The following is a 19,206-nucleotide window of genomic DNA, read 5'->3' as shown; positions in this document are numbered from 1 at the left end:
TGATGTCTCGTTATGAGGGGGATGCTCGATGAGCGAGCGTGTGGTAATCGTCGGCGGCACCTCGGGGATCGGCCTGGCGGCGGCCGGACTGCTGGCCAGGACCGGCCGGGAGGTGGTGATCGCCGGTCGTACCGCGGAGCGGATGGAGGCCGCGCTCAAGGAGATCGGCGAGGAGGCCACCGGAGCGGTGGTGGACGCCAGGGACGCCGCCGCGATGCGGGAGTTTCTCGCGCAGGCCGGGCCGGTCGACCACATGGTGATCACAGTGACCGGCCGGGGGCAGGCCGCCGGGCCGCTGGCCGGGCTGACGGCGCAGGCGTTGCGCCAGGCGGTGGAGGACAAGCTGATCGCCCAGCTGATGACAGCCCAGGCCGCGGCGGAGGTGCTGCGTCCGGGCGGTTCGATCACGTTCGTGACCGCGGCCTCGGCTGGGGCCGCCTTCCCCGGCGTCTCCGGGCTCGCCGCCGTGAACGGCGCGCTGGAGGCCGCCGTGCCCGGCCTCGCGGTCGAGCTGGCTCCCATCCGGGTCAACGCGGTCTCGCCGGGCGTCGTGGACACCGAGTGGTGGGAGTGGCTGGGCGACCAGCGGCGGGCGGCGCTCGACGGCCTGGCCTCCGCCGCGGCCGTCGGCCGTGTGGGCACCCCCGGCGACGTGGCCCAGGCCATCGGCTACGTGGTCGGCAACACCTTCGTCACGGGCACGGTCGTCCGTGTGGACGGGGGAGGGATCCTCAAGCCGGCACCGGCCGCCTAGCCTCGCCCGGCGGGACCAGCGGCTTCACGGCCGCTCGCCGCCGGCGACCTCGTCGGCCACTTCGCCGGCGAGGTCGCCGGAGGACCGGGCGTTGCCGGGGCGGCAGGGGATCCGCGCCGTCAACGTGAACCCGCCGTCCGAGGTCGCTCCCCTCTCCAGCCTTCCGTGCAGCAGCGTGATCCGTTCCTCGAGCCCCGCCAGGCCGTAACCCGAGGTGGGGAGCAGACGCTGGAGCGACAGCCGCGCCCGGCCCGTGTCCCTGCCGTTCACCACCGAGACGGTCACGACGCCGTCCTCGGTCTCGCAGACGACGTGCACCCGCGACCCGGGGGCGTGCTTCCTGACATTGCTCAGGCCCTCCTGCACCACCCGGTAGCACGCGTGGCCGACCTGGGTGGGAAGGCCGATGTCGGGCAGGTCGTAGCGGAGGCTGACCTGGGTGCCGGTGGCGGCCGCCTCCTCCACGAGGCGGGGGATCGCCCTCGCGCCCGCGGCCGCCCGGGGCTCGTCCTCGCGCCGGAGCACCGTGAGCAGGTCGCGCAGCTCGCCGAGGGCCTCCACGCCCTTGTCCTCGATGGTGGTGGCGAGCCTGTCCACTTCGGGATCCGCGTTGTCGTGGATGATCCCCGCGTTGAGGACCATCACGGTGACCGCGTGTGTCACGGTGTCGTGCAGCTCTCTCGCGATCTTCCGGCGCTCCCGGCAGGCGGCCAGTCGCTCCCGTTCCCGCATCCCCGCCCGCAACTCGAAGATCATCCCACGGTAGCCGCGCACCCACGTGCCGATCAGCGCGGGCAGGTAGATGAGCGTCAGCGCGCGAACCAGGCAGAGGTAGAGGAAGTTGTCCGTTCCGGGATCCACGTAGTCGACCGCTGTGGCGGCCGCGATCAGCGGGATGGACACCGCCTGCCAGTGCCGCACCTTGTTCTCCGCCGTCATCGAGTACGCGGCGAAGGCCATGGGCACGATCTGCCCGGTGACGACGGCGCAGACGACCGAGGCGATGATCATTGGTAGGGCGGTGCGCCGGCGGATCAGCAGAGTGCCGACGGTGATCACCTCGACGAGGACCTCGATCCAGTCCGGTATCGGCCCCCACAGCGAGAAGGACAGCTGCAGGAGCGTCGCCGGGACGGTGAAACTGAGGATCGCGATCGCCAGCAGCGCGTCGGCGATCGCCCGGCGGTGCGTCGCGGCGAATTCTGCCAGAGACGAAGGGACACCGGCGAGATGAAGAGTTGTCCGCACGAGAGGGCTCCTTCAGCGAGGTGACCCGATCGGCGCGGGTGAAGCGACTCTTGGGCCGCTCCTCCCAGTCCTCCCAAGAAGGTCACCCGCTGTCGGTTGAGCTACCCCGCCATCATCTACACGCGGAGCCCCCGGAGGGTAAGGCCCTGGTCTTCCTACGAGGATCCGTCCTGGGCGTGAAAGGGCCAGCCTCAGAACGGCTCGCCGGTCCGGCGGAGCACGTGTTCGGGGACCGGACGGGTCGTGTACGGGTCGGCGACGGGCGGCCCCCAGGCCCGCGTCAGGGGGAGGACCCCCGCCCACACGTCGTGCGGATCGGCCTGGTCACCCGGGTCGCCCCGCCGTATCTTGACCGAGGCCTCGTCGAGGGAGATCGCGAGGACCGTCGTGGCGGCCAGTTCCTTGCGGTTCGGCGGCCGGGCGTGCTCCCAGCGCCCCGGCGCGATGTGCTCGGTCAGCACGCGCAGGGCGGCCAGCTTCTCGTCGCCCTCCAGCGCCCGGGGCACGCCGTAGATCATCGCGCTGCGGTAGTTGACGCCGTGTTCGAAGACCGAACGGGCGAGCACCAGGCCGTCCACGTGGGTGACGGTGACGCAGGCGGTGGCGTCCCGGGTGAGGCTGCGGCCGGCCACCGAGCCGTGCAGGTAGACATGGCCGGAGTCGAAGCCGTAAACGGTGGGCACCACCATCGGGTCGCCGTCCACGACGACACCGAGGTGACAGACGAAGCCGGCGCGGAGCACCTCGAACAGCGCCTCGCGATCGGTGCGCCCCTGCTCGCGCAGCCGCCGGTGGCGGGTCCGGTCCGTCGCGGACAGCCCCGCGGGGCCGGCCGCGACGGCTTCGGCCGCCGATTCGGCGGAGGCTTCCGGCAGGTCGGTCACGGAGCGCCCTTCAACCAGCCGGAATCAGGCCGCGGAGGTCGGGCCGGAGGGACGGGGCCGGAAGCGGATGACGTTCCCGCCCGTGTACGCGCTCAGGTCCACGATCTTCCGGTCGCGCGCGGGACGCCGGCGCAGGGCCGTCCGGATATCCCTGACCTTGGCGAGTGACGGCACCACCTTGAGCATGTTCGTCCCCCCGGTCGTGATATTCCCGTTATCTATCGCTCGATAGATACACACAGAGTCATAAAACCACTGTAAAGGGGTCAGTACGGCAGGCGGCGGCCGGACGGGGTACGCAGGTCGAGGCCGTCGGAGCCGGACCGGCCGGTCGGGCGCGGTCTCGCGATCTTGATGCGTCTCATGGCCCTTCCTCCTTCCGCGATGTGCAGCAGACTATGCGCCGCGTCGCCTGCCGTCCTGTGGTTTTCCGTTTGCGGTCCGTTGACCCGGGGGCCGGGGTCAGACGCGGGTGCCGGGCCGTGAGTGGGTGGTGACCGCGATGCGGTTCCAGGCGTTGATCGTCGCGATCGCCACCACGAGCGCCGCCAGCTCCGCCTCGTCGTAGTGCTTGGCCGCCTCGTTCCAGATCTCGTCGGGAACCGGGTCCGGCCGGTCGGCCAGGCGGGTGGCGGCCTCGGTCAGCGCCAGCGCGGCGCGTTCGGCGTCGGTGTAGAAGGGGGCCTCCCGCCAGGCCGCGACCGACCACAGCCGCTCGTCGGTCTCGCCCGCCTTCTTCGCGTCGGCGCTGTGCATGTTGACGCAGTAGGCGCACCCGTTGATCTGGCTCGCCCGGAGCTTGACCAGATGGAGGGTGGGCTGCGGAAGGCCGCTGCCGTGCAGGAACCGCTCCAGCCCGGACATCGCCCGGTACGCCTCCGGAGCCACCTCGGAGACCGTCATCCTTGTCATCGCCGTACCTTTCTCGTATCGCTCCCCGCGACGCCGATGAGCCGGCGGACGCGGGTGAGCTTGTCGGGGTTCAAGACCATGTCGACGGCGGTGATCCGGCCGTCCGCGACGGTGAGCGCGATCACGCCCGCGAGGCGGCCGTCGCGGAAGCGCAGCAGCCCCGGCCCGCCGTTGACGGCGGCGGGCACCATCTCGAACGGGCCGAACCTGTGCCGGACGCCGAGCAACAGCCGGGCCACCCTGGCCGCCCCGAGGATGGGCCGCCGGCCGGCGGTGACCACCCCGCCCCCGTCGCTGCGCAGCACGACATCGGGGTCGAGCAGCGCGAGCAGGGCGCCGATGTCGTCGCCCAGGCAGGCGCGGGCGAAGGCGGTCACCACCCGGTGGTGCTCCGTCTCGTCCACGTCGAAGCGCGGCGCCCGGGCCGCGACGTGCGCCCTTGCCCTGGTGGCGAGCTGCCGGCAGGCCGCCGGGCTCCGCCCGACCGCCTCGCCGACCTCGGCGAACGTCAGCCCGAACACGTCGTGCAGCACGAACGCGGTCCGCTCGGCCGGGCTGAGGGTCTCAAGCACGACGAGCATGGCCATGCTCATCGACTCGTCCAGCGTGACGCGGTCGGCCGGGTCGGGCGTCGCGGTCGCGGCGTCCGTGAGGACCGGCTCGGGAAGCCACGGCCCCACGTACTCCTCCCGCCGGTGACGGGCCGAGCGGAGCACGTCGAGCGCCAGCCGCGAGACGGCGACCACCAGCCAGCCGGCCACGTCCCTGATCTCGGTGCCGGCCGACCTCGCCGCCTGGAGCCTCAGCCAGGCGTCCTGCACGACGTCCTCGGCCTCGTCCACGCTCCCGAGCAGCCCGTAGGCCACCCCCACGAGGCGTGGCCGCAGGGCGTGGAAACGCGCGGCCAGGCCGCTCGCGTCGTCGTCATGGTCGTTCACATGGAGAGGACGGGACACGGCTCCAGTCTGTGACATCGCGCGTGCCGGGTCTCCTGCCGGGTGGTGCGCCGGAGCCGCTTCGCCCGTATTCTCGATCACGGCGACGGGGTCGTCACCGTGCCCGGCACCGCCCGCACGCACACACGCCGTACGGCGTGGCATGGCGTGGAGGAGCCGGCACGACGCCCCGGCGGAGCGCGCGCAGGGCGTCCCGGCATGGCCGGGACGCGATTCGAGGGTGTCCGCACGACTCCGTCTCTGAGCGAGGACGCATGAAGAAGACCCTGGCTGTGCTCCTGCTGTGCGCCGCCGCGACACTCGCCGGCCCACCGGCCGGCGCGGCCGCGACCGTCGTGAACGGCGGTTTCGAGAGTGACCCCGGGACGGCCGCGCCCACGGGCTGGACCACCACCGGCGACGCGTCGGCCGACTTCACCGAGGCAGGCGGCCATTCCGGCGCCTATCGCCTGTCCCACTGGTCGACGCGGGCGTACCGCGTGGAGACCGGTCAGCGCCTCACCGGCCTGGCGAACGGCGCTTACACGCTGCGGGTCTGGGTCCGCGCAGGCGCGGCGAGCCAGAGCTGGGCCGCCCTGCGCGGCTGCGGGTCGCCGGACAAGGTGACCTACGCCCCCGTCTCGTCGTCGGGGTGGCTCAGGATCGCCGTCAGCACGACGGTGACGGGCGGAGCGTGCACCGTCGCGCTCGGCACGAACGCCGCCGCGGGCGGCTGGGCCAATTTCGACGACGTCACGTTCACGAGGGGGGCGGCCGGGCTCGCCGTCCGGGGCGCCGACACCTCCAGCCTGGCCAAGTCGGAGGCGTACGGGGGCAGGTATCGCACCTCCTCCGGCGTCGCCGGCGACGCCCTGGCCATCCTGAGCGCCGGCGGGGTCGACTACGTGCGGCTGAAGGTGTGGGTCAACCCGGCCGACGGCTTCAACACCAAGGCCCGCGTCCTCGACATGGCGAGGAGGGTCAAGGCCCTCGGCATGGGCCTGCTGATCGACTTCCACTACTCCGACACCTGGGCCGATCCCGGCAAGCAGACCAAGCCCGCGGCTTGGGCGGGCTACTCCTACGACGCCCTGAAGACGGCGGTCTACGACCACACCTACGACGTGCTCGCCGCGCTCAGAGCGCAGGGCACCACGGCCGACATGGTCCAGGTGGGCAACGAGATCAACGACGGCATGCTGTGGGAGGACGGCCGCAGTTCCAACTTCGCCAAGCTCGCCGGACTGCTCAAGGCGGGATACGCGGCGGTGAAGGCGGTGTCGCCGTCGACGAGGGTCGTGCTCCACCTGGCCGAGGGCGGGAACAACGCGCTGTTCCGCTGGTGGTTCGACAGCGCGGCGGCCAACGGGGTGCAGTACGACGTGATCGGGGTGTCCTACTACCCCTACTGGCACGGCGGCTTCGCGGCGTTCCAGGCGAATCTGGACGACATCGCGGCCCGATACGGCAAGCCCGTGCTCGTGGCGGAGACCGCCTATCCCTTCACCACCGGCAACGAGGACGGGCAACCGAACAACATCGGCTCGGCCGAGCCGGTCACCGGATATCCGGCGTCACCCGCGGGCCAGGCGGCGATGGTGCGCGACGTGATGAGCCTCGTCCAGGCGGTGCCGGACGGCCGCGGGCTCGGCGTCGTCTACTGGGAGCCGACCTGGACGGCCGTCTCCGGGAACGGCTGGGACCCGGCCGATCCGTCCTCCGGCGACGGTTGGGAGAACCAGGCGCTGTTCGACTTCGGGGACCGAGCTCTGCCCGCGCTGTCCGAATTCGGCCCGCGGTAACCAGCTCCGGCTGAGCCCGAATCCAGATATCCAACTATCCGGGGTGAACGGCTCCCGCGCGGGAGCCGTTCAGGGCTCGGCGACGGCCTGCCAATCCAGGCACGGGATCAGCGCGTGGTGATGGTAGATCACGCCGACGGCGGGCCGCGCCCAGCCGGGGCCGGGGCTGTCCGGATCGCCCGCCGTCACCGGTTCACCGAGGTCGCCGGCGGTCACGGGCTCGCCGCCCGGGCCGCAGACGCAGCCGGGGGAGCCCTCGTGGCCGATCACGTCGTCCAGCGGCATCACATGTACGAACCTGTCCATGCCACCTCTACCCATGGGGAGTACGAGGCCGTCACATTACCCGAAAGGGACACAAATCGGAATAACCGCCACAAAGGTGATCAATGTCCTGCAGTGTGGCGGCCATTTGCGGCCATTGACGTTTGTTGGGATGGACGGCAAACTAACTCCACACGTCTCGGATGAGCCAGGAGTCACGCAATGCCCTACCGCCCACCATTGGTCGCCCGCGAGTTCTTCGTCGCGGACCCTCCCGAGCTTCCCGTTCGGGCGGACGGGGAGCACGGCCTGTCCGCCGTCACCGGGGCGCAGGTGGTGGCCGCCGACGCCCAGAGCGTGACGCTCAAGGGCTCGACCTCGGCCGAGGAGACCCTCGTGGTCCAGCTCTCCGTCGCGGGGGAGGGCGTGATCAGGGTGCGGCTGTCCCATGACGCCGACGCGCGCACCCGCTCCGCGCGGGCGATCGGCATGGTGACCCCCGGCAGGTACGCGGGGGCGGTGGTCGAGGCCGGGCACAGCCGGGTGATCGTCGATGCCGGGTCGCTGCGCGCCGAGGTCCGGCTGAACCCGTGGAACCTGCGCTTCACCGACCGGGCCGGCCGGACCCTCGTGGAGCAGGACCCGGGCCGCGCCGACATCAGCGGACGCCTCCGCACGCTGCCGTTCGGACGGTCGTCGGTGGACGGTGTCCCGGTGGCGTACCACGAGACCTTCGTCGCCCCGGCCGACGAGTCGTTCGGCGGGTTCGGCGAGTCGTTCACCCCGGTGGACAAGCGCGGGCAGCGCCCGCTCATGTGGAACTTCGACGCGTTCGGCGCCGAGTCGCAGCGCGCGTACAAGAACGTGCCGTTCTATCTGTCCAGCCGCGGGTACGGCCTGCTGGTCGACAGCGGCGCGCCGGTCGAGTTCGACATGTGCCAGTCGACGCACAGCGCCGTGCAGATCGTCGTGCCGGACGACCTCATGGACTACTACGTCCTGGCCGGGCCGGCGCCCGCCGACGTCCTCGCCCGGTTCGACGGGCTGACCTGCCGCCCGGAGCTGCCGCCCAAGTGGGCGTTCGGCGCGTGGATCTCCTCGGGCTTCTTCCGCGACAGCCAGGAGCGCGTCCTGGAGCGCGCCCGGACGATCCGCGAGCGGGGCATCCCCTGCGACGTGCTCCACCTCGACACCTACTGGCAGACCGACGGACACTGGTCCGACATGCGGTGGGACGCCGAGAGCTTCCCCGACCCGGTGGGCATGCTGGCCACGCTGAAGGAGCAGGGCTTCCGCGTCTGCCTCTGGATGAACCCGTACATCTCGCACCGCAGCCCCGTCTTCGCCGAGGCGACCGAGCGCGGCTACTTCCTGAAGCGGCCCGACGGCGGGGTCTACGTGGCCGACTGCTGGCACGGCTCCCAGCCGAGCTGCGGCATCGTCGATTTCACCAACCCGGACGCCACGGCGTGGTTCCAGGGCCTGCTGCGCGAGCGGCTGCGCGAGGGCGCCGACCTCTTCAAGACCGACTTCGCCGAGGGCGTGCCCGCCGACGCGGTGGCCTCCAACGGCATGAGCGGGACAGACCTGCACAACGTGTACGCGTTGCTGTTCAACGACGCGGTCTCGGCGGTGACCCGCGAGGTCAACGGGCACGGCATGGTGTGGGCCCGCTCGTCCTACCTGGGCGGGCAGCGGCACGCGGCGCAGTGGAGCGGCGACTCGGACGCCGTCTTCCCCGCGATGGGCAGCACGATCCGGGGCGGGCTCTCACACGGCCTGTCCGGCATCCCGTTCTGGAGCCACGACGCGGGCGGGTTCTGCGGCACGCCGACTCCCGACCTCTTCGCCCGGTGGGCGCAGTTCGGCGCGTTGTCGCCGCTCGTCCGCTTCCACGGCACGACCAGCCGGGAGCCCTGGCGCTTCCCGCCGCACGCCGAGCAGGCCGCGAAGGCGGCGCTCCGGCTGCGCTACCGGCTCATGCCGTACATCTACTCCGCCGCGGTCACCGCGGCAGAGACAGGGGCGCCGATGATGCGCGCCCTGTGCGTCGACTTCCCGGACGACCCGGTTGCCTGGCGGGCGGACCTGCAGTACATGCTCGGCACCGACCTGCTCGTCGCGCCCGTGACCTCGGCCGACGGCACCCAGAAGGTCTACCTGCCCTCGGGGGTGTGGGTCGACTTCTGGACCGGGGAGGAACTGGGCGGCGGCCGGTACATCACGGTCTCGCCGCCCCTCGACCAGATCCCCCTGTTCGTACGGCACGGCGCGCTCATCCCGGTGACCGAACCGGGCGATACGGTGGCCGACGACCCCCGGATCACGCTGCTCGCCTTCGGTGTGCCCGAGGGCGAGAGCCGTACGACCATCAGGGATCTGGACGGGGACACCACGGTCACGGCGACGCGGGACGGCGACCGGCTGGTCGTCGCGTCCGAGGGTCCCAAGCGGATCGAGGGCGTCGACTTCACCGGCCCCGGCGTCCCGGTCGTCATCAACTAGGACCCACGTAACCCCCTGGAGAAAGACCATGTTCAGACCAGGCAGGAGCGCGGCGGCGGCGGTTCTGGCCGCGTCCGCGCTGGCCCTGTCCGCGTGCGGCGGCGGCTCGGCGGAGTCGTCCGGCGGCAGCGGCGGCGGCTCCGCGCAGGCCAAGACCCTCACGCTGTGGCACTACGAGGCTGCGAACGGCGCGATGGGCAAGGCGTGGGACCAGGCCATCAAGGAGTTCGAGGCGAGCCACCCGGGCGTCAAGGTGAAGTTCGAGGCGAAGGGCTTCGAGCAGATCCAGAAGACCGCGGGCATGGTCCTCAACTCCGACGAGGCGCCCGACGTCATGGAGTACAACAAGGGCAACGCGACGGCCGGCCTGCTGTCCAAGCAGGGCCTGCTGACCGACCTGAGCGCCGAGGCGACCAAGCGCGGCTGGGACAAGCTGCTCAGCACCTCGCTGCAGACCACCGCCAAGTATGACGAGCGGGGCATCATGGGCTCCGGCAAGTGGTACGGCGTGCCCAACTACGGCGAGTACGTGATGGTGTACTACAACAAGGACGCCTTCAAGAAGCAGGGCATCGAGGTGCCCACGACGTTCGACGAGTTCACCGCGGCGCTCGACAAGTTCGCCAAGAAGGGCATCACGCCGATCGCCACCGCGGGCGCGGAGTATCCGGCGCAGCAGATCTTCTACCAGCTCGCGCTGAGCAAGGCCAACCGTGCCTGGGTGGACAACTTCGAGCTCTACAAGGGCAAGGTCGACTTCCACGGACCTGAGTTCACCTACGCGGCGCAGACGCTCGCCGACTGGGTGAAGAAGGGCTACATCGGCAAGGACTCGGCCGGGCTCAAGGCCGAGGACATGGGGACGTCGTTCATCGCCGGCAAGTTCCCCATCATGATCTCCGGTAGCTGGTGGTACGGCCGGTTCCAGTCGGAGATCAAGGACTTCGACTGGGGATCGTTCCTCTTCCCCGGCAGCCAGCTGACCCCCGGGTCGAGCGGCAACATCTGGGTCGTCCCCGAGAAGGCCAAGAACAAGGATCTCGCCTACGACTTCATCGACATCACGATGAAGCAGGACATCCAGAACACGCTCGGCAACTCGGGCGGCGTCCCGGTCGCGGCCGACCCGGCGTCGATCCAGGACCCGAAGAGCAAGGAACTGATCGAGAACTTCAACAAGCTCACCACCTCGGACGGCCTGGCGTTCTACCCCGACTGGCCGGCCCCCGGCTACTACGACGTGCTCGTCGCCGGCGTCCAGGAACTGATCAACGGAACCAAGCAGCCGGCGCAGGTCCTCGACGAGATCGCCCAGCCGTACAACGACAACCTGGCCGACATCGGCAACTGACGTAGCCTCGGCGAACGTCGCGCGAATCCCGGCGGCGGGGGCGGCTCCGGCCTGCCCCCGCCGCGGGCAAAATCCGAAAGGTCTGTACTCATGGCGCCAATCCCGGCGCGGCCGGCCCGTTCCCGCGGCCGGGGCGGCTACTGGCTCTATCTGATTCCCAGCGGGCTGCTGTTCCTCGCGGTCATCGTCGTGCCGTTCCTCATGAACGTGGCGACCAGCTTCACCCGCTGGTCCGGGGTCGGCACCCCCACCTGGATCGGGTTCGCGAACTACACCAAGCTCTTCGGGGACGAGCGGTTCTGGACGTCCTTCGAGCACAACGTCGCGCTGATCGTCGCGATGGCCGTCGTGCCGACGATCGTCGGGCTCGTCCTCGCGGCCGCGCTGTTCGACTACATCGGCAAACGGTTCGGACCGCGCACGGCGTCGGCGCTGCGCGCCGCCTACTACCTGCCGCAGGTCCTGCCGATCGCGGTCGCGGGCGTGGTGTGGGGCTGGATGCTGCACCCCTCGTACGGCGCCGTCAACGAGATCTTCGGGCTGAAGGTCAACTGGCTGGGCGACCCCGACTACGCCCTGGCCACGGTCATGGCCGTCATGGTGTGGTTCCAGCTCGGCTACCCGGTTGTGATCTTCATGGCCGGGCTCCAGCGGGTCGACCCCGCGCTCTACGAGGCCGCCGAGATCGACGGCGCCAGCTGGTGGCGGCGGTTCTGGCACATCACCATCTCGCAGATCCGCCCCGAGATCTACGTCGTGCTGCTGACCTGCACCATCGCCGCCCTGAAGGTCTTCGGGCCGATCTTCGTGCTGACCCGTGGCGGCCCCGGCAGCGCCACGATGGTGCCGTCGTACTTCTCCTACCTGAACTTCTTCGAGAAGGTCAACGTCGGGTACGGCTCGGCCATCGCCACCGTGCTCGCCCTCATCATCGTCGTGGTGACCTTCCTCTTCCTCCGCGTCCAGGAGCGTGACTCGTGACCGCCGGCCGTGTCGTCAGCGCTCCCGCCGCCCGCGTGGGAGCCGCCCGGCCCCCGGCTCCCCGCTCTCCCGGCCGATGGGCCGTGCTGACCGCTCTCGTCGTGCTCGCGGTCGTCATGCTGTTCCCCTTCGTGATCGTCACGCTCAACGCGTTCAAGTCGCCCGCCGACTACTCCGCCGGCAGCCCGCTGAGCCTGCCGGCGCACCTCTACGTCCAGGGGATCGTCGACTTCTGGAACCGGGTCGACTTCGGGCAGAAGCTCTGGAACAGCTTCCTCATCAGCGGCTCGGTGGCCGTCGCCGCGGTCGTGCTGTCGGTGCTCAACGCGTACGCGCTGGGGATCGGCAAGGTGCGGGGCCGGCTGTGGGTCCTCGTGGTCTTCCTCGTGGGCAACACGCTGCCGCAGGAGGCGCTCGCCTATCCGCTCTACTACCTGTCCAAGCAGGCCGGCCTCTACGACACCAAGCTCTCCGTGATCCTGATCTTCACGGTCATCCAGGCCGCCTTCGGGACCTACCTGCTGTCGTCGGTGCTGGGGCAGTTCCCCCACGAGATCCTGGAGGCCGCCGCGCTCGACGGGGCCGGCAAATGGCGGGCGCTGTGGCGCATCGTCGTGCCGATCAGCCGGCCGACCCTGTCGGTGCTCCTCATCTTCTTCTTCATCTGGACCTGGAACGAGTTCTTCCTGCCGCTGATCTTCCTGATCTCGAACGACAACCAGACCGTGCCGGTCGCCATCGGCGTCCTGCAGGGGGAGAAGATGATGGACGCGACCATGTCCAGCGCCTCCGCGCTGCTCGGCATCGTGCCGGCCGTCGCCTTCTTCCTGATCTTCCAGCGCACGCTCACCCGTGGAGTCACGGTGGGCGCTGTGAAGTAACCGCATTTCTCCCCGCGCGTCACTACCTGACCTGGAGGCGCCATGTCCCCACGCCTGCCCATCGCGGCGGCGGCCGTCCTCGCCCTGGCCCTCGGCCTCGGCGTCGCGCCCGCCGCCGCGGCGGACGACCCACCGTTCCGCGACCCCTCGCTGCCACTGGCGCAGCGGGTCGACGACCTGCTCGGACGGCTCACGCTCGACGAGAAGGTCTCGATGCTGCACCAGTACTCGCCGGCCATCGACCGGCTCGGCATCAAGATGTTCAAGTCGGGCACCGAGGCGCTGCACGGCGTCGCGTGGTCGACGGACTACACCCAGAACGGCGCCGTGATCACGGCCAACGGCACCGTCTTCCCCCAGGCCGTCGGCCTGGCGAGCACCTGGGACACCGCCCTGATCAAGCGGGTCGGCTCCGCCGTCGGCGACGAGGCCCGCGGCTTCCACGCGCAGAACCCGACGGTGTGGGGCCTCAACCTGTGGGCCCCCGTGGTCAACCTGCTGCGCGACCCGCGCTGGGGACGCAACGAGGAGGGCTACTCCGAAGACCCGACGCTGACCGGCGCCATCTCCACGGCGTACGGCTCGGGCATCGAGGGCGGCGACCCCGACCACCTCAAGGCGGCCCCGACGCTCAAGCACTACCTCGCCAACAACAACGAGGTGCACCGCGACACCACGTCGTCGGAGCTGCCCCCTCGGGTGAAGCACGAGTACGACGAGGCGGCCTTCAAGCCGGCGATCTCCGCCGACGCGGCCACCGGCGTGATGGCGTCGTACAACCTCGTCAACGGCCGGCCCAACACCGTCAGCCCGGACCTGAACGAGGTGGTCCGCTCGTGGACCGCCCGTTCGCTGTTCAACGTCTCCGACGCCTGGGCGCCGAACAACCTGACCGCGTCCGAGGGCTACTACGCGACGCAGCCCGAGGCCGACGCCGCCCTGATCAAGGCGGGCATCGACAGCCTCACCGTGGACGACACCAACGGCGCGCCGACCGTCACCGCGGTCAAGGACGCCCTGGCCAAGGGCCTGCTCCAGGAGTCGGACGTGGACAACGCGGTCCGGCACCAGCTCGACCTGCGGTTCAGGCTCGGCGAGTTCGACCCCGACGGCGGGCCGTACGGGAAGATCACCAAGGATGTGATCAACAGCCCGGCCAACCAGAAGCTGGCCCGCGAGACCGCCGCCAAGGCGGTGGTCATGCTGAAGAACTCCGGTGGCGCGCTGCCGCTGAAGCCCGGCAAGAAGGTCGCCGTGGTCGGCCCGCTGGCCGACGTCCTCTACACCGACTGGTACTCGGGCAGCCTGCCGTACAAGGTGACCCCGCTCGACGGCATCCAGGAGCGGGCGGCCTCGGTGACCTCGTCCGAGGGCGTCGACCGCATCGCGCTGAAGGACGTCGCGACCGGCAGGTACATCAGCGCGCCCGCGGCCGGGGGAGACCTCAAGGAGAGCGCCACCGCGCTCGGCGACACCGAGAAGTTCGACGCGTTCGACTGGGGCCAGGGAGTCCTGGCGCTGCGCAGCGTGGCGAACGGCAAGTACGTCAGCCGGGCCAACTGGGCGACGCTCACCAACACCGCCGACCAGCCGTCCGGCTGGTTCGTGCAGGAGCAGTTCAAGCTGGAGCAGCAGGCCGACGGCACGTACCTGATCCACTACGCGGGCTACGAGACGGCCTACGACTGGTTCGGGCCCAACGCGTACGTCAAGGCGGCGGCCGACGGCACGCTCAGCCTGACGACGGCCGACGACGCCACCCACTACGCCAAGGAGGTCGTCAGCAGCGGCCTCGACGACGCCGTGGCGAAGGCCAAGAGCGCCGACGTCGCGGTCGTCGTGGTCGGCAGCATGCCGTTCATCAACGGCCGCGAGGACCACGACCGGACCGACATGAACCTCGCCGCCGGACAGGAGGCACTGGTCAAGGCCGTGCGGAAGGCCAACCCCAACACGGTCGTCGTGCTGGAGAACAGTTACCCGACGACGATCAACTGGGAGCAGGACAACGTCCCGGCCATCCTGTGGACCACCCACGCCGGCGCCGAGACCGGGCACGCCCTGGCCGACGTCCTCTACGGCGACGTCAACCCGGCGGGGCGGCTCACCCAGACCTGGTACCGGTCGGCCGCCGACGTGCCCGACATCCTCGACTACGACATCGTCAAGAAGGACCGGACGTACCTGTACTACAAGGGCTCCCCGCTCTACCCGTTCGGGTACGGCCTGTCGTACACGACGTTCGGCTACCAGGGCCTCAAGGCCACCCCGAAGGGCGACGGCTACGACGTGTCGGTGAAGGTGACCAACACCGGTTCCCGGGCCGGCGACGAGGTCGTCCAGCTCTACACCCACCAGCACAGCTCGCGGGTGAAGCAGCCGGTCAAGCAGCTGCGCGCCTTCCAGCGGGTGTCGCTCGCCCCCGGCCGGACGACGACCGTCACGTTCCACCTGAAGACCGCCGACCTGGCCCTCTGGGACGTCACCCGGAACAAGTGGACGGTCGAGACGGCCACCCACGACGTCATGGTGGGATCCTCCTCGGCCGCCATCCGGCAGCGGACCACGATCAACGTCAAGGGGGAGCGGATCCCGCACCGCGACCTGTCCGCCCCGACCCGCGCCGTCGACTTCGACGACTACTCCGGCGTCCACCTGGTGGACGAGACCAAGGTCCGGGGCGACGCCGTGGCCGGCACCGACGGAACCTGGATCGCGTTCAAGGACGTGGCCCTCGGCCACCCGGCCGGCGTCACGGCCGGGGTCGCCTCGACCGGCGGCGGGTCGATCCAGCTGCGGCTCGGCTCACCCACCGGCAGGCTGGTCTCCACGGTGCGGGTCCCGGCCACCGGAGGCGTCTACTCCTGGGCCACCGCGACCGGCGCGGTGGCCGGCGCGAACGGCGTCGGAGACCTGTACGTGGTCTTCAAGGGCGATCTGCGGCTGAAGGACCTGAAGCTGACGTCCTGACCTCGGCTCGCGGGGGGCGGAGGCCGGAGCCGGGCCTCCGCCCCCCGCGTCACGTCCGGATGGCGGGCGATTATGCCGAGCCTTCGATCACTATTTCGCTATTCTGCCCGACATGGCGGAATCGCTGGGGGAGCCGCTGGCCGCGCGTTACCATCTGCTGCGCCCACTCGGTTCGGGCGGCATGGGCACGGTGTGGCTCGCCAGAGACGCCCTGCTGGACCGGGACGTCGCCGTGAAGGAGCTGCGCGTTCCCGAGGGACTCGGGCCGCGCGAGAGCGCGGAGCCGGTCGCCCGGGTCATGCGCGAGGCCGAGGTGATGGCGCGGATCCGGCACCCGGGCATCGTCGCGATCCACGACGTGCTGTCCGTGGGCGGCAAGCCGTGGATCGTCATGGAGCTCCTGCACGGCCGCGACCTGGCCGCCGAGGTCGCCGCCCGCGGCCCGCTGCCGCCGCCCGTCGCCGCCCGTGTGGGCGCGGCGGTGCTTGAGGCGCTCACCGCGACGCACGGCAGGGGCGTGCAGCACCGGGACGTGAAACCGGGCAACGTGTTCCTGACCGTCGACGGCCGCGCCGTGCTGACCGACTTCGGCATCGCCCGCCCGGCCGACCGGACCGCGCTGACCGAGGCCGGGTTCCTCGTCGGCTCGCCCGGATATGTCGCTCCCGAACGGCTGGCCGGGGAGCCGGGCGGGCCCGCGGCCGACCTGTGGTCACTCGCCGCCACCCTCTACACCGCCGTCGAGGGCGTCCCGCCGTACCAGGGGACGCAGGCGGAGGTGATCAGGGCCACCCTGACGCAGGACGTCCGCCCCCCGCGGCTGGCCGGGCCGCTCGGCCCGCCGCTGCTGTGGATGCTGGCGCGCGACCCGGGCGAACGGCCGGACGCCGCGACGGCGCTCGGGCTCCTGCGCGAGGTCGCCGCCGGCGGCGCGCCCCTGGTCAGGCCGCCGTCGTCCGCCCCCGTCCGCCGGGCGCGGTGGCCGATCGCCGTCGCGGCCGTCGCGGTCGTGGCGGCGGCCGCCACGCTGTTCGTCGCCTTACGTCCCTCGGGGCAGGCTCCGCCGTCCCGCGCCGCGGCCGCCTCGCCCACCTTCACCCGCGCGGTGGACCTGTGCCGCGCCCTGTCGCCTGCCGAGGCCGGCCGGCTCCTCGGCCTGGCCGCGCCGCCTCGGGTGCGTCCGGGCCGGTGGCGGTGCCAGTGGACGGCCAAGGGCGCCGGGATCGACCTGACCGCGGAGACCGACTCCGACACCCCCGACCCCTGGTCGATGTCGGTCGCGTCCGCCCGCACGCTCTTCGACGGCTTGCGCAGGGAGTACGGCACCGCGCCGCGCGACACCGACTGGATCTGGTACGAGATCGGCGTCGACAGCCACAAACCGATCATCAAGTCGGGCGCCAGGGCGGCCGGCGGCGTGGCGGACGCGGCGTTCACCTCCGACGTGACCACCCCGGACGGGCGGGCCCAGGCGACCACGGTCTGCTTCCGGCTCGGCGATCTCATCGTCCGCGTCGACTTCGGAGACCTGGACGCCTCCTCGCCGGCGGAGCTGCGCGGACGCGCCGTGCGGGCGGCGGCCGCGGCCGCCGAGGGTCTGAGAGGACTGGCATAGCCGTGGAACCGCTGGCCGGCCGTTACCGGCTCGCCGAGCCGCTGGGAGAGGGCGGCGGCGGCACCGTCTGGCGAGCCGTCGACGAGCTCCTTCACCGGGAGGTGGCGGTCAAGCAGGTCAGGATCCCGGACGGGCTCGGCCCCGCGGAGATCGCGGAGTTCACCGGGCGGGCCGTCCACGAGGCCAGGACCGCCGGCCGGCTCAGCCATCCGTCGATCGTCATGGTCCACGACGTGGTCGACCACGGCGGCCGGCCGTGGATCGTGATGGACCTCGTGCCGGGCCGATCGCTGGACAAGGTGATCGCCGAGGACGGGCCGCTGCCCCCGCGGCGGGTCGCCGAGATCGGCCTGGTCGTCCTGGACGCTCTTGAGGCGGCGCACGCGCGCGGCATCCTGCATCGCGACGTCAAGCCGGCCAACGTGCTGATCGGCACCGACGGCCGCGCCATGCTGACCGACTTCGGCATCGCGGCGCCGCTCGGCCCGGCGGGCGCGGCCGGGCCGTACAGCTCGGCCGGATCTCCCGCCTACATGGCCCCGGAACGGTTCAGGGAGGAGCCCGACGGCCCGCCGTCCGACCTGTGGTCGCTCGGCGCGACCCTGTACACGGCGGTCGAGGGACGGCCGCCCTTCCAGCGGCCGATGGCGGCGGCACTGGTCGCGGCGGTGCTCATGCAGCCGCCCCCGCCCATGGCCAGGGCCACACCCGAGCTGGCCTGGCTCGTTCTCGCCCTGCTGGAGAAGGAGCCGCCGCGGCGGCCGCCCGCCCACGTCGTCCGCCGGGCCCTCATGGCGATGGCCGGCCCGGACGCGCCGTCCGTGTCGTCCACGCGTCCGGCTAGGCGCCGCCGGACCGGCCGGCTGGCGCTCGCCGCGGCCGCGGTCCTGGTCGTGGGCGTCGGAGCGGGCCTGGGAGCGTGGCGGCTCACCTCGGGAGGCGGCGGCCCCGGAGCCTTCGCCGCCGCGCCCGATCCCTGCCAGAGCCTCACCGACGCCCAGGTGCGCGGCCTGCTCGGCTCCGACGCGGAGGCGCGGCCGGTCGCGTCCGCCTGCACCTGGACGGAGCGGTCGAGCGGCAGCGACAGGACCCTCTCCGTGCGTTACCAGGTCTCCTCGGGTGGGGCGGGCGTCCGGACGGCGACGCTCGACTTCGCCGGGCGCCGTGCCGCGCGCGCGGCGGGCCCGGGACTCCGCGACGAGCAGGCCCTGGCCGACGAGGCGTTCGGGTGCGACCTGCCCGGCTCCTCTGAGGGAACCGCTGACGGGAGCACTGACGGGACCACTGACGGCGTCGGGGCGGCCGTGTGGTTCCGGCTCAGCAACCTCGTGGTGGAGATCACCTACCGCCACAGCGGTGCCGGCCCCGTCACCGAGGACGACCGGCGGACCGCCGACCGGGCGGCCCGGCTCGTCGGCGTCGGGCTCGGCTGATCCGTTTCCCCTTCCCAACCTCAGGAGATTGCCATGACCAGCGGTGACGACGGATCCACCGGGCCCGACGCCGAGACGGGGCGGCCCGAGGACCAAGGGGGAGCGGTGCCGCCCGGAACGCCCGCCGCGCAGCCGCAGCCATACCCGCAGCCGCCGTCACAGCCGGGGCCCTACCCGCAGCCCGGACCGGAGCCGGGGCAGTACCCACAGCCACAGCCGGGGCAGTACCCACAGCCACAGCCGGGGCAGTACCCACAGCCACAGCCGGGGCAGTACCCACAGCCACAGCCCGGGCAGTACCCACAGCCACAGCCCGGGCAGTACCCACAGCCACAGCCCGGGCAGTACCCGCAACCGGAGCAGGGGCCGCATCCGGTACACGGGACCCGGCCCTACCCGTCCCCGTATCCTGCGCCGTACCCGGGTCCGCACTCGGCGCCCTCCCAAGCGCCCTCCCAAGCGCCCTCCCAAGCGCCTTCTCCGGCGCCCTCTCCCGGGCAGCAGCCGGCTCCGTATCCCACGCCGCAGACCACCCCATATCCCGCACCGCAGCCGCCCGGTCCCCCGGGTGCTCCGAACACACCGGGCGTTCCGAACGCACCGGGCGCTTCCAGCCAACCGGGTGGTCCCAATCCACCGGGTTCCGGTCCGTATCCGCCGCCCTGGGGGCC

Annotated in this window: 16 protein-coding genes; 9 read left to right on the top strand and 7 right to left on the bottom strand. The window is 71.5% G+C overall.

The window, feature by feature from the left end; all coding sequences use genetic code 11:
• Positions 1-28: 28 nt before the first annotated feature.
• Entirely contained in the window at positions 29-754 is a 726-nt protein-coding gene (locus JOL79_RS22750; RefSeq protein WP_210157909.1) for an SDR family oxidoreductase, read from the top strand.
• Positions 755-778: 24 nt separating this feature from the next.
• Here the strand turns inward: JOL79_RS22750 and JOL79_RS35535 are convergent, their stop codons facing one another.
• The 5 genes from JOL79_RS35535 to sigJ form a co-directional block, all read right to left on the bottom strand.
• Positions 779-2,002 carry a sensor histidine kinase gene (locus JOL79_RS35535; RefSeq protein WP_210157908.1) on the bottom strand — a complete coding sequence of 408 codons (1,224 nt, stop codon included), beginning with the start codon at positions 2,000-2,002 and terminating at the stop codon, positions 779-781.
• A gap of 191 nt (positions 2,003-2,193) precedes the next feature.
• Positions 2,194-2,886, bottom strand: a complete 693-nt coding sequence (locus JOL79_RS22740; RefSeq protein ID WP_307848677.1) for a pyridoxamine 5'-phosphate oxidase family protein — start codon at positions 2,884-2,886, stop codon at positions 2,194-2,196.
• A gap of 24 nt (positions 2,887-2,910) precedes the next feature.
• Positions 2,911-3,072 carry a hypothetical protein gene (locus JOL79_RS22735; RefSeq protein ID WP_210157907.1) on the bottom strand — a complete coding sequence of 54 codons (162 nt, stop codon included), beginning with the start codon at positions 3,070-3,072 and terminating at the stop codon, positions 2,911-2,913.
• 276 nt (positions 3,073-3,348) lie between these two features.
• On the bottom strand, positions 3,349-3,798 hold the full coding sequence (locus tag JOL79_RS22730) for a carboxymuconolactone decarboxylase family protein (protein WP_210157906.1): 450 nt from the start codon (positions 3,796-3,798) through the stop codon (positions 3,349-3,351).
• Positions 3,795-4,754 carry an RNA polymerase sigma factor SigJ gene (gene sigJ / locus JOL79_RS22725; RefSeq protein ID WP_307848676.1) on the bottom strand — a complete coding sequence of 320 codons (960 nt, stop codon included), beginning with the start codon at positions 4,752-4,754 and terminating at the stop codon, positions 3,795-3,797. The genes JOL79_RS22730 and sigJ overlap by 4 nt, the downstream gene beginning before the upstream one ends.
• A 254-nt stretch (positions 4,755-5,008) precedes the next feature.
• On the opposite strand from sigJ, the gene JOL79_RS22720 reads away from it, so the two are divergent.
• Entirely contained in the window at positions 5,009-6,535 is a 1,527-nt protein-coding gene (locus JOL79_RS22720; RefSeq protein WP_210157904.1) for a glycosyl hydrolase 53 family protein, read from the top strand.
• A 69-nt stretch (positions 6,536-6,604) separates the two neighbouring features.
• Here JOL79_RS22720 and JOL79_RS22715 read toward each other — a convergent pair whose 3' ends face one another.
• Entirely contained in the window at positions 6,605-6,841 is a 237-nt protein-coding gene (locus JOL79_RS22715; RefSeq protein WP_210157903.1) for a hypothetical protein, read from the bottom strand.
• 180 nt (positions 6,842-7,021) lie between these two features.
• Here JOL79_RS22715 and yicI point away from each other — a divergent pair, with 180 nt between their 5' ends.
• From yicI to JOL79_RS22680, 7 genes are all read left to right on the top strand, one after another.
• Positions 7,022-9,304, top strand: coding sequence for an alpha-xylosidase (gene yicI / locus JOL79_RS22710; protein WP_210157902.1), 2,283 nt, complete (start codon positions 7,022-7,024; stop codon positions 9,302-9,304).
• Positions 9,305-9,332: 28 nt separating this feature from the next.
• Positions 9,333-10,655 (top strand): ABC transporter substrate-binding protein, encoded by a 1,323-nt coding sequence (locus tag JOL79_RS22705; RefSeq protein WP_210157901.1) that lies wholly within the window; start codon positions 9,333-9,335, stop codon positions 10,653-10,655.
• A 90-nt stretch (positions 10,656-10,745) separates the two neighbouring features.
• Positions 10,746-11,636 (top strand): carbohydrate ABC transporter permease, encoded by an 891-nt coding sequence (locus JOL79_RS22700; RefSeq protein ID WP_210157900.1) that lies wholly within the window; start codon positions 10,746-10,748, stop codon positions 11,634-11,636.
• Positions 11,633-12,517, top strand: a complete 885-nt coding sequence (locus tag JOL79_RS22695; RefSeq protein WP_307848675.1) for a carbohydrate ABC transporter permease — start codon at positions 11,633-11,635, stop codon at positions 12,515-12,517. The genes JOL79_RS22700 and JOL79_RS22695 overlap by 4 nt, the downstream gene beginning before the upstream one ends.
• 42 nt (positions 12,518-12,559) lie before the next feature.
• Complete coding sequence (locus tag JOL79_RS22690; protein ID WP_210157899.1) at positions 12,560-15,487, top strand: glycoside hydrolase family 3 protein; 2,928 nt, start codon at positions 12,560-12,562, stop codon at positions 15,485-15,487.
• A gap of 112 nt (positions 15,488-15,599) precedes the next feature.
• A complete protein-coding gene (locus JOL79_RS22685) occupies positions 15,600-17,102 on the top strand; it encodes a serine/threonine-protein kinase (RefSeq protein ID WP_210157898.1) in 1,503 nt (500 codons plus the stop codon).
• A gap of 2 nt (positions 17,103-17,104) precedes the next feature.
• Positions 17,105-18,535, top strand: a complete 1,431-nt coding sequence (locus JOL79_RS22680) for a serine/threonine-protein kinase (RefSeq protein WP_210157897.1) — start codon at positions 17,105-17,107, stop codon at positions 18,533-18,535.
• Positions 18,536-18,691: 156 nt separating this feature from the next.
• Here the strand turns inward: JOL79_RS22680 and JOL79_RS22675 are convergent, their stop codons facing one another.
• Positions 18,692-18,907 (bottom strand): hypothetical protein, encoded by a 216-nt coding sequence (locus tag JOL79_RS22675; RefSeq protein ID WP_210157896.1) that lies wholly within the window; start codon positions 18,905-18,907, stop codon positions 18,692-18,694.
• Positions 18,908-19,206 lie beyond the last annotated feature (299 nt).

This window comes from Microbispora oryzae, from assembly GCF_017896165.1.
Taxonomy (GTDB): Bacteria; Actinomycetota; Actinomycetes; order Streptosporangiales; family Streptosporangiaceae; genus Microbispora; species Microbispora oryzae.
The sequence above is the reverse complement of the archived record's forward strand: the minus strand, read 5'-3'. Positions and strand labels throughout refer to the sequence as shown.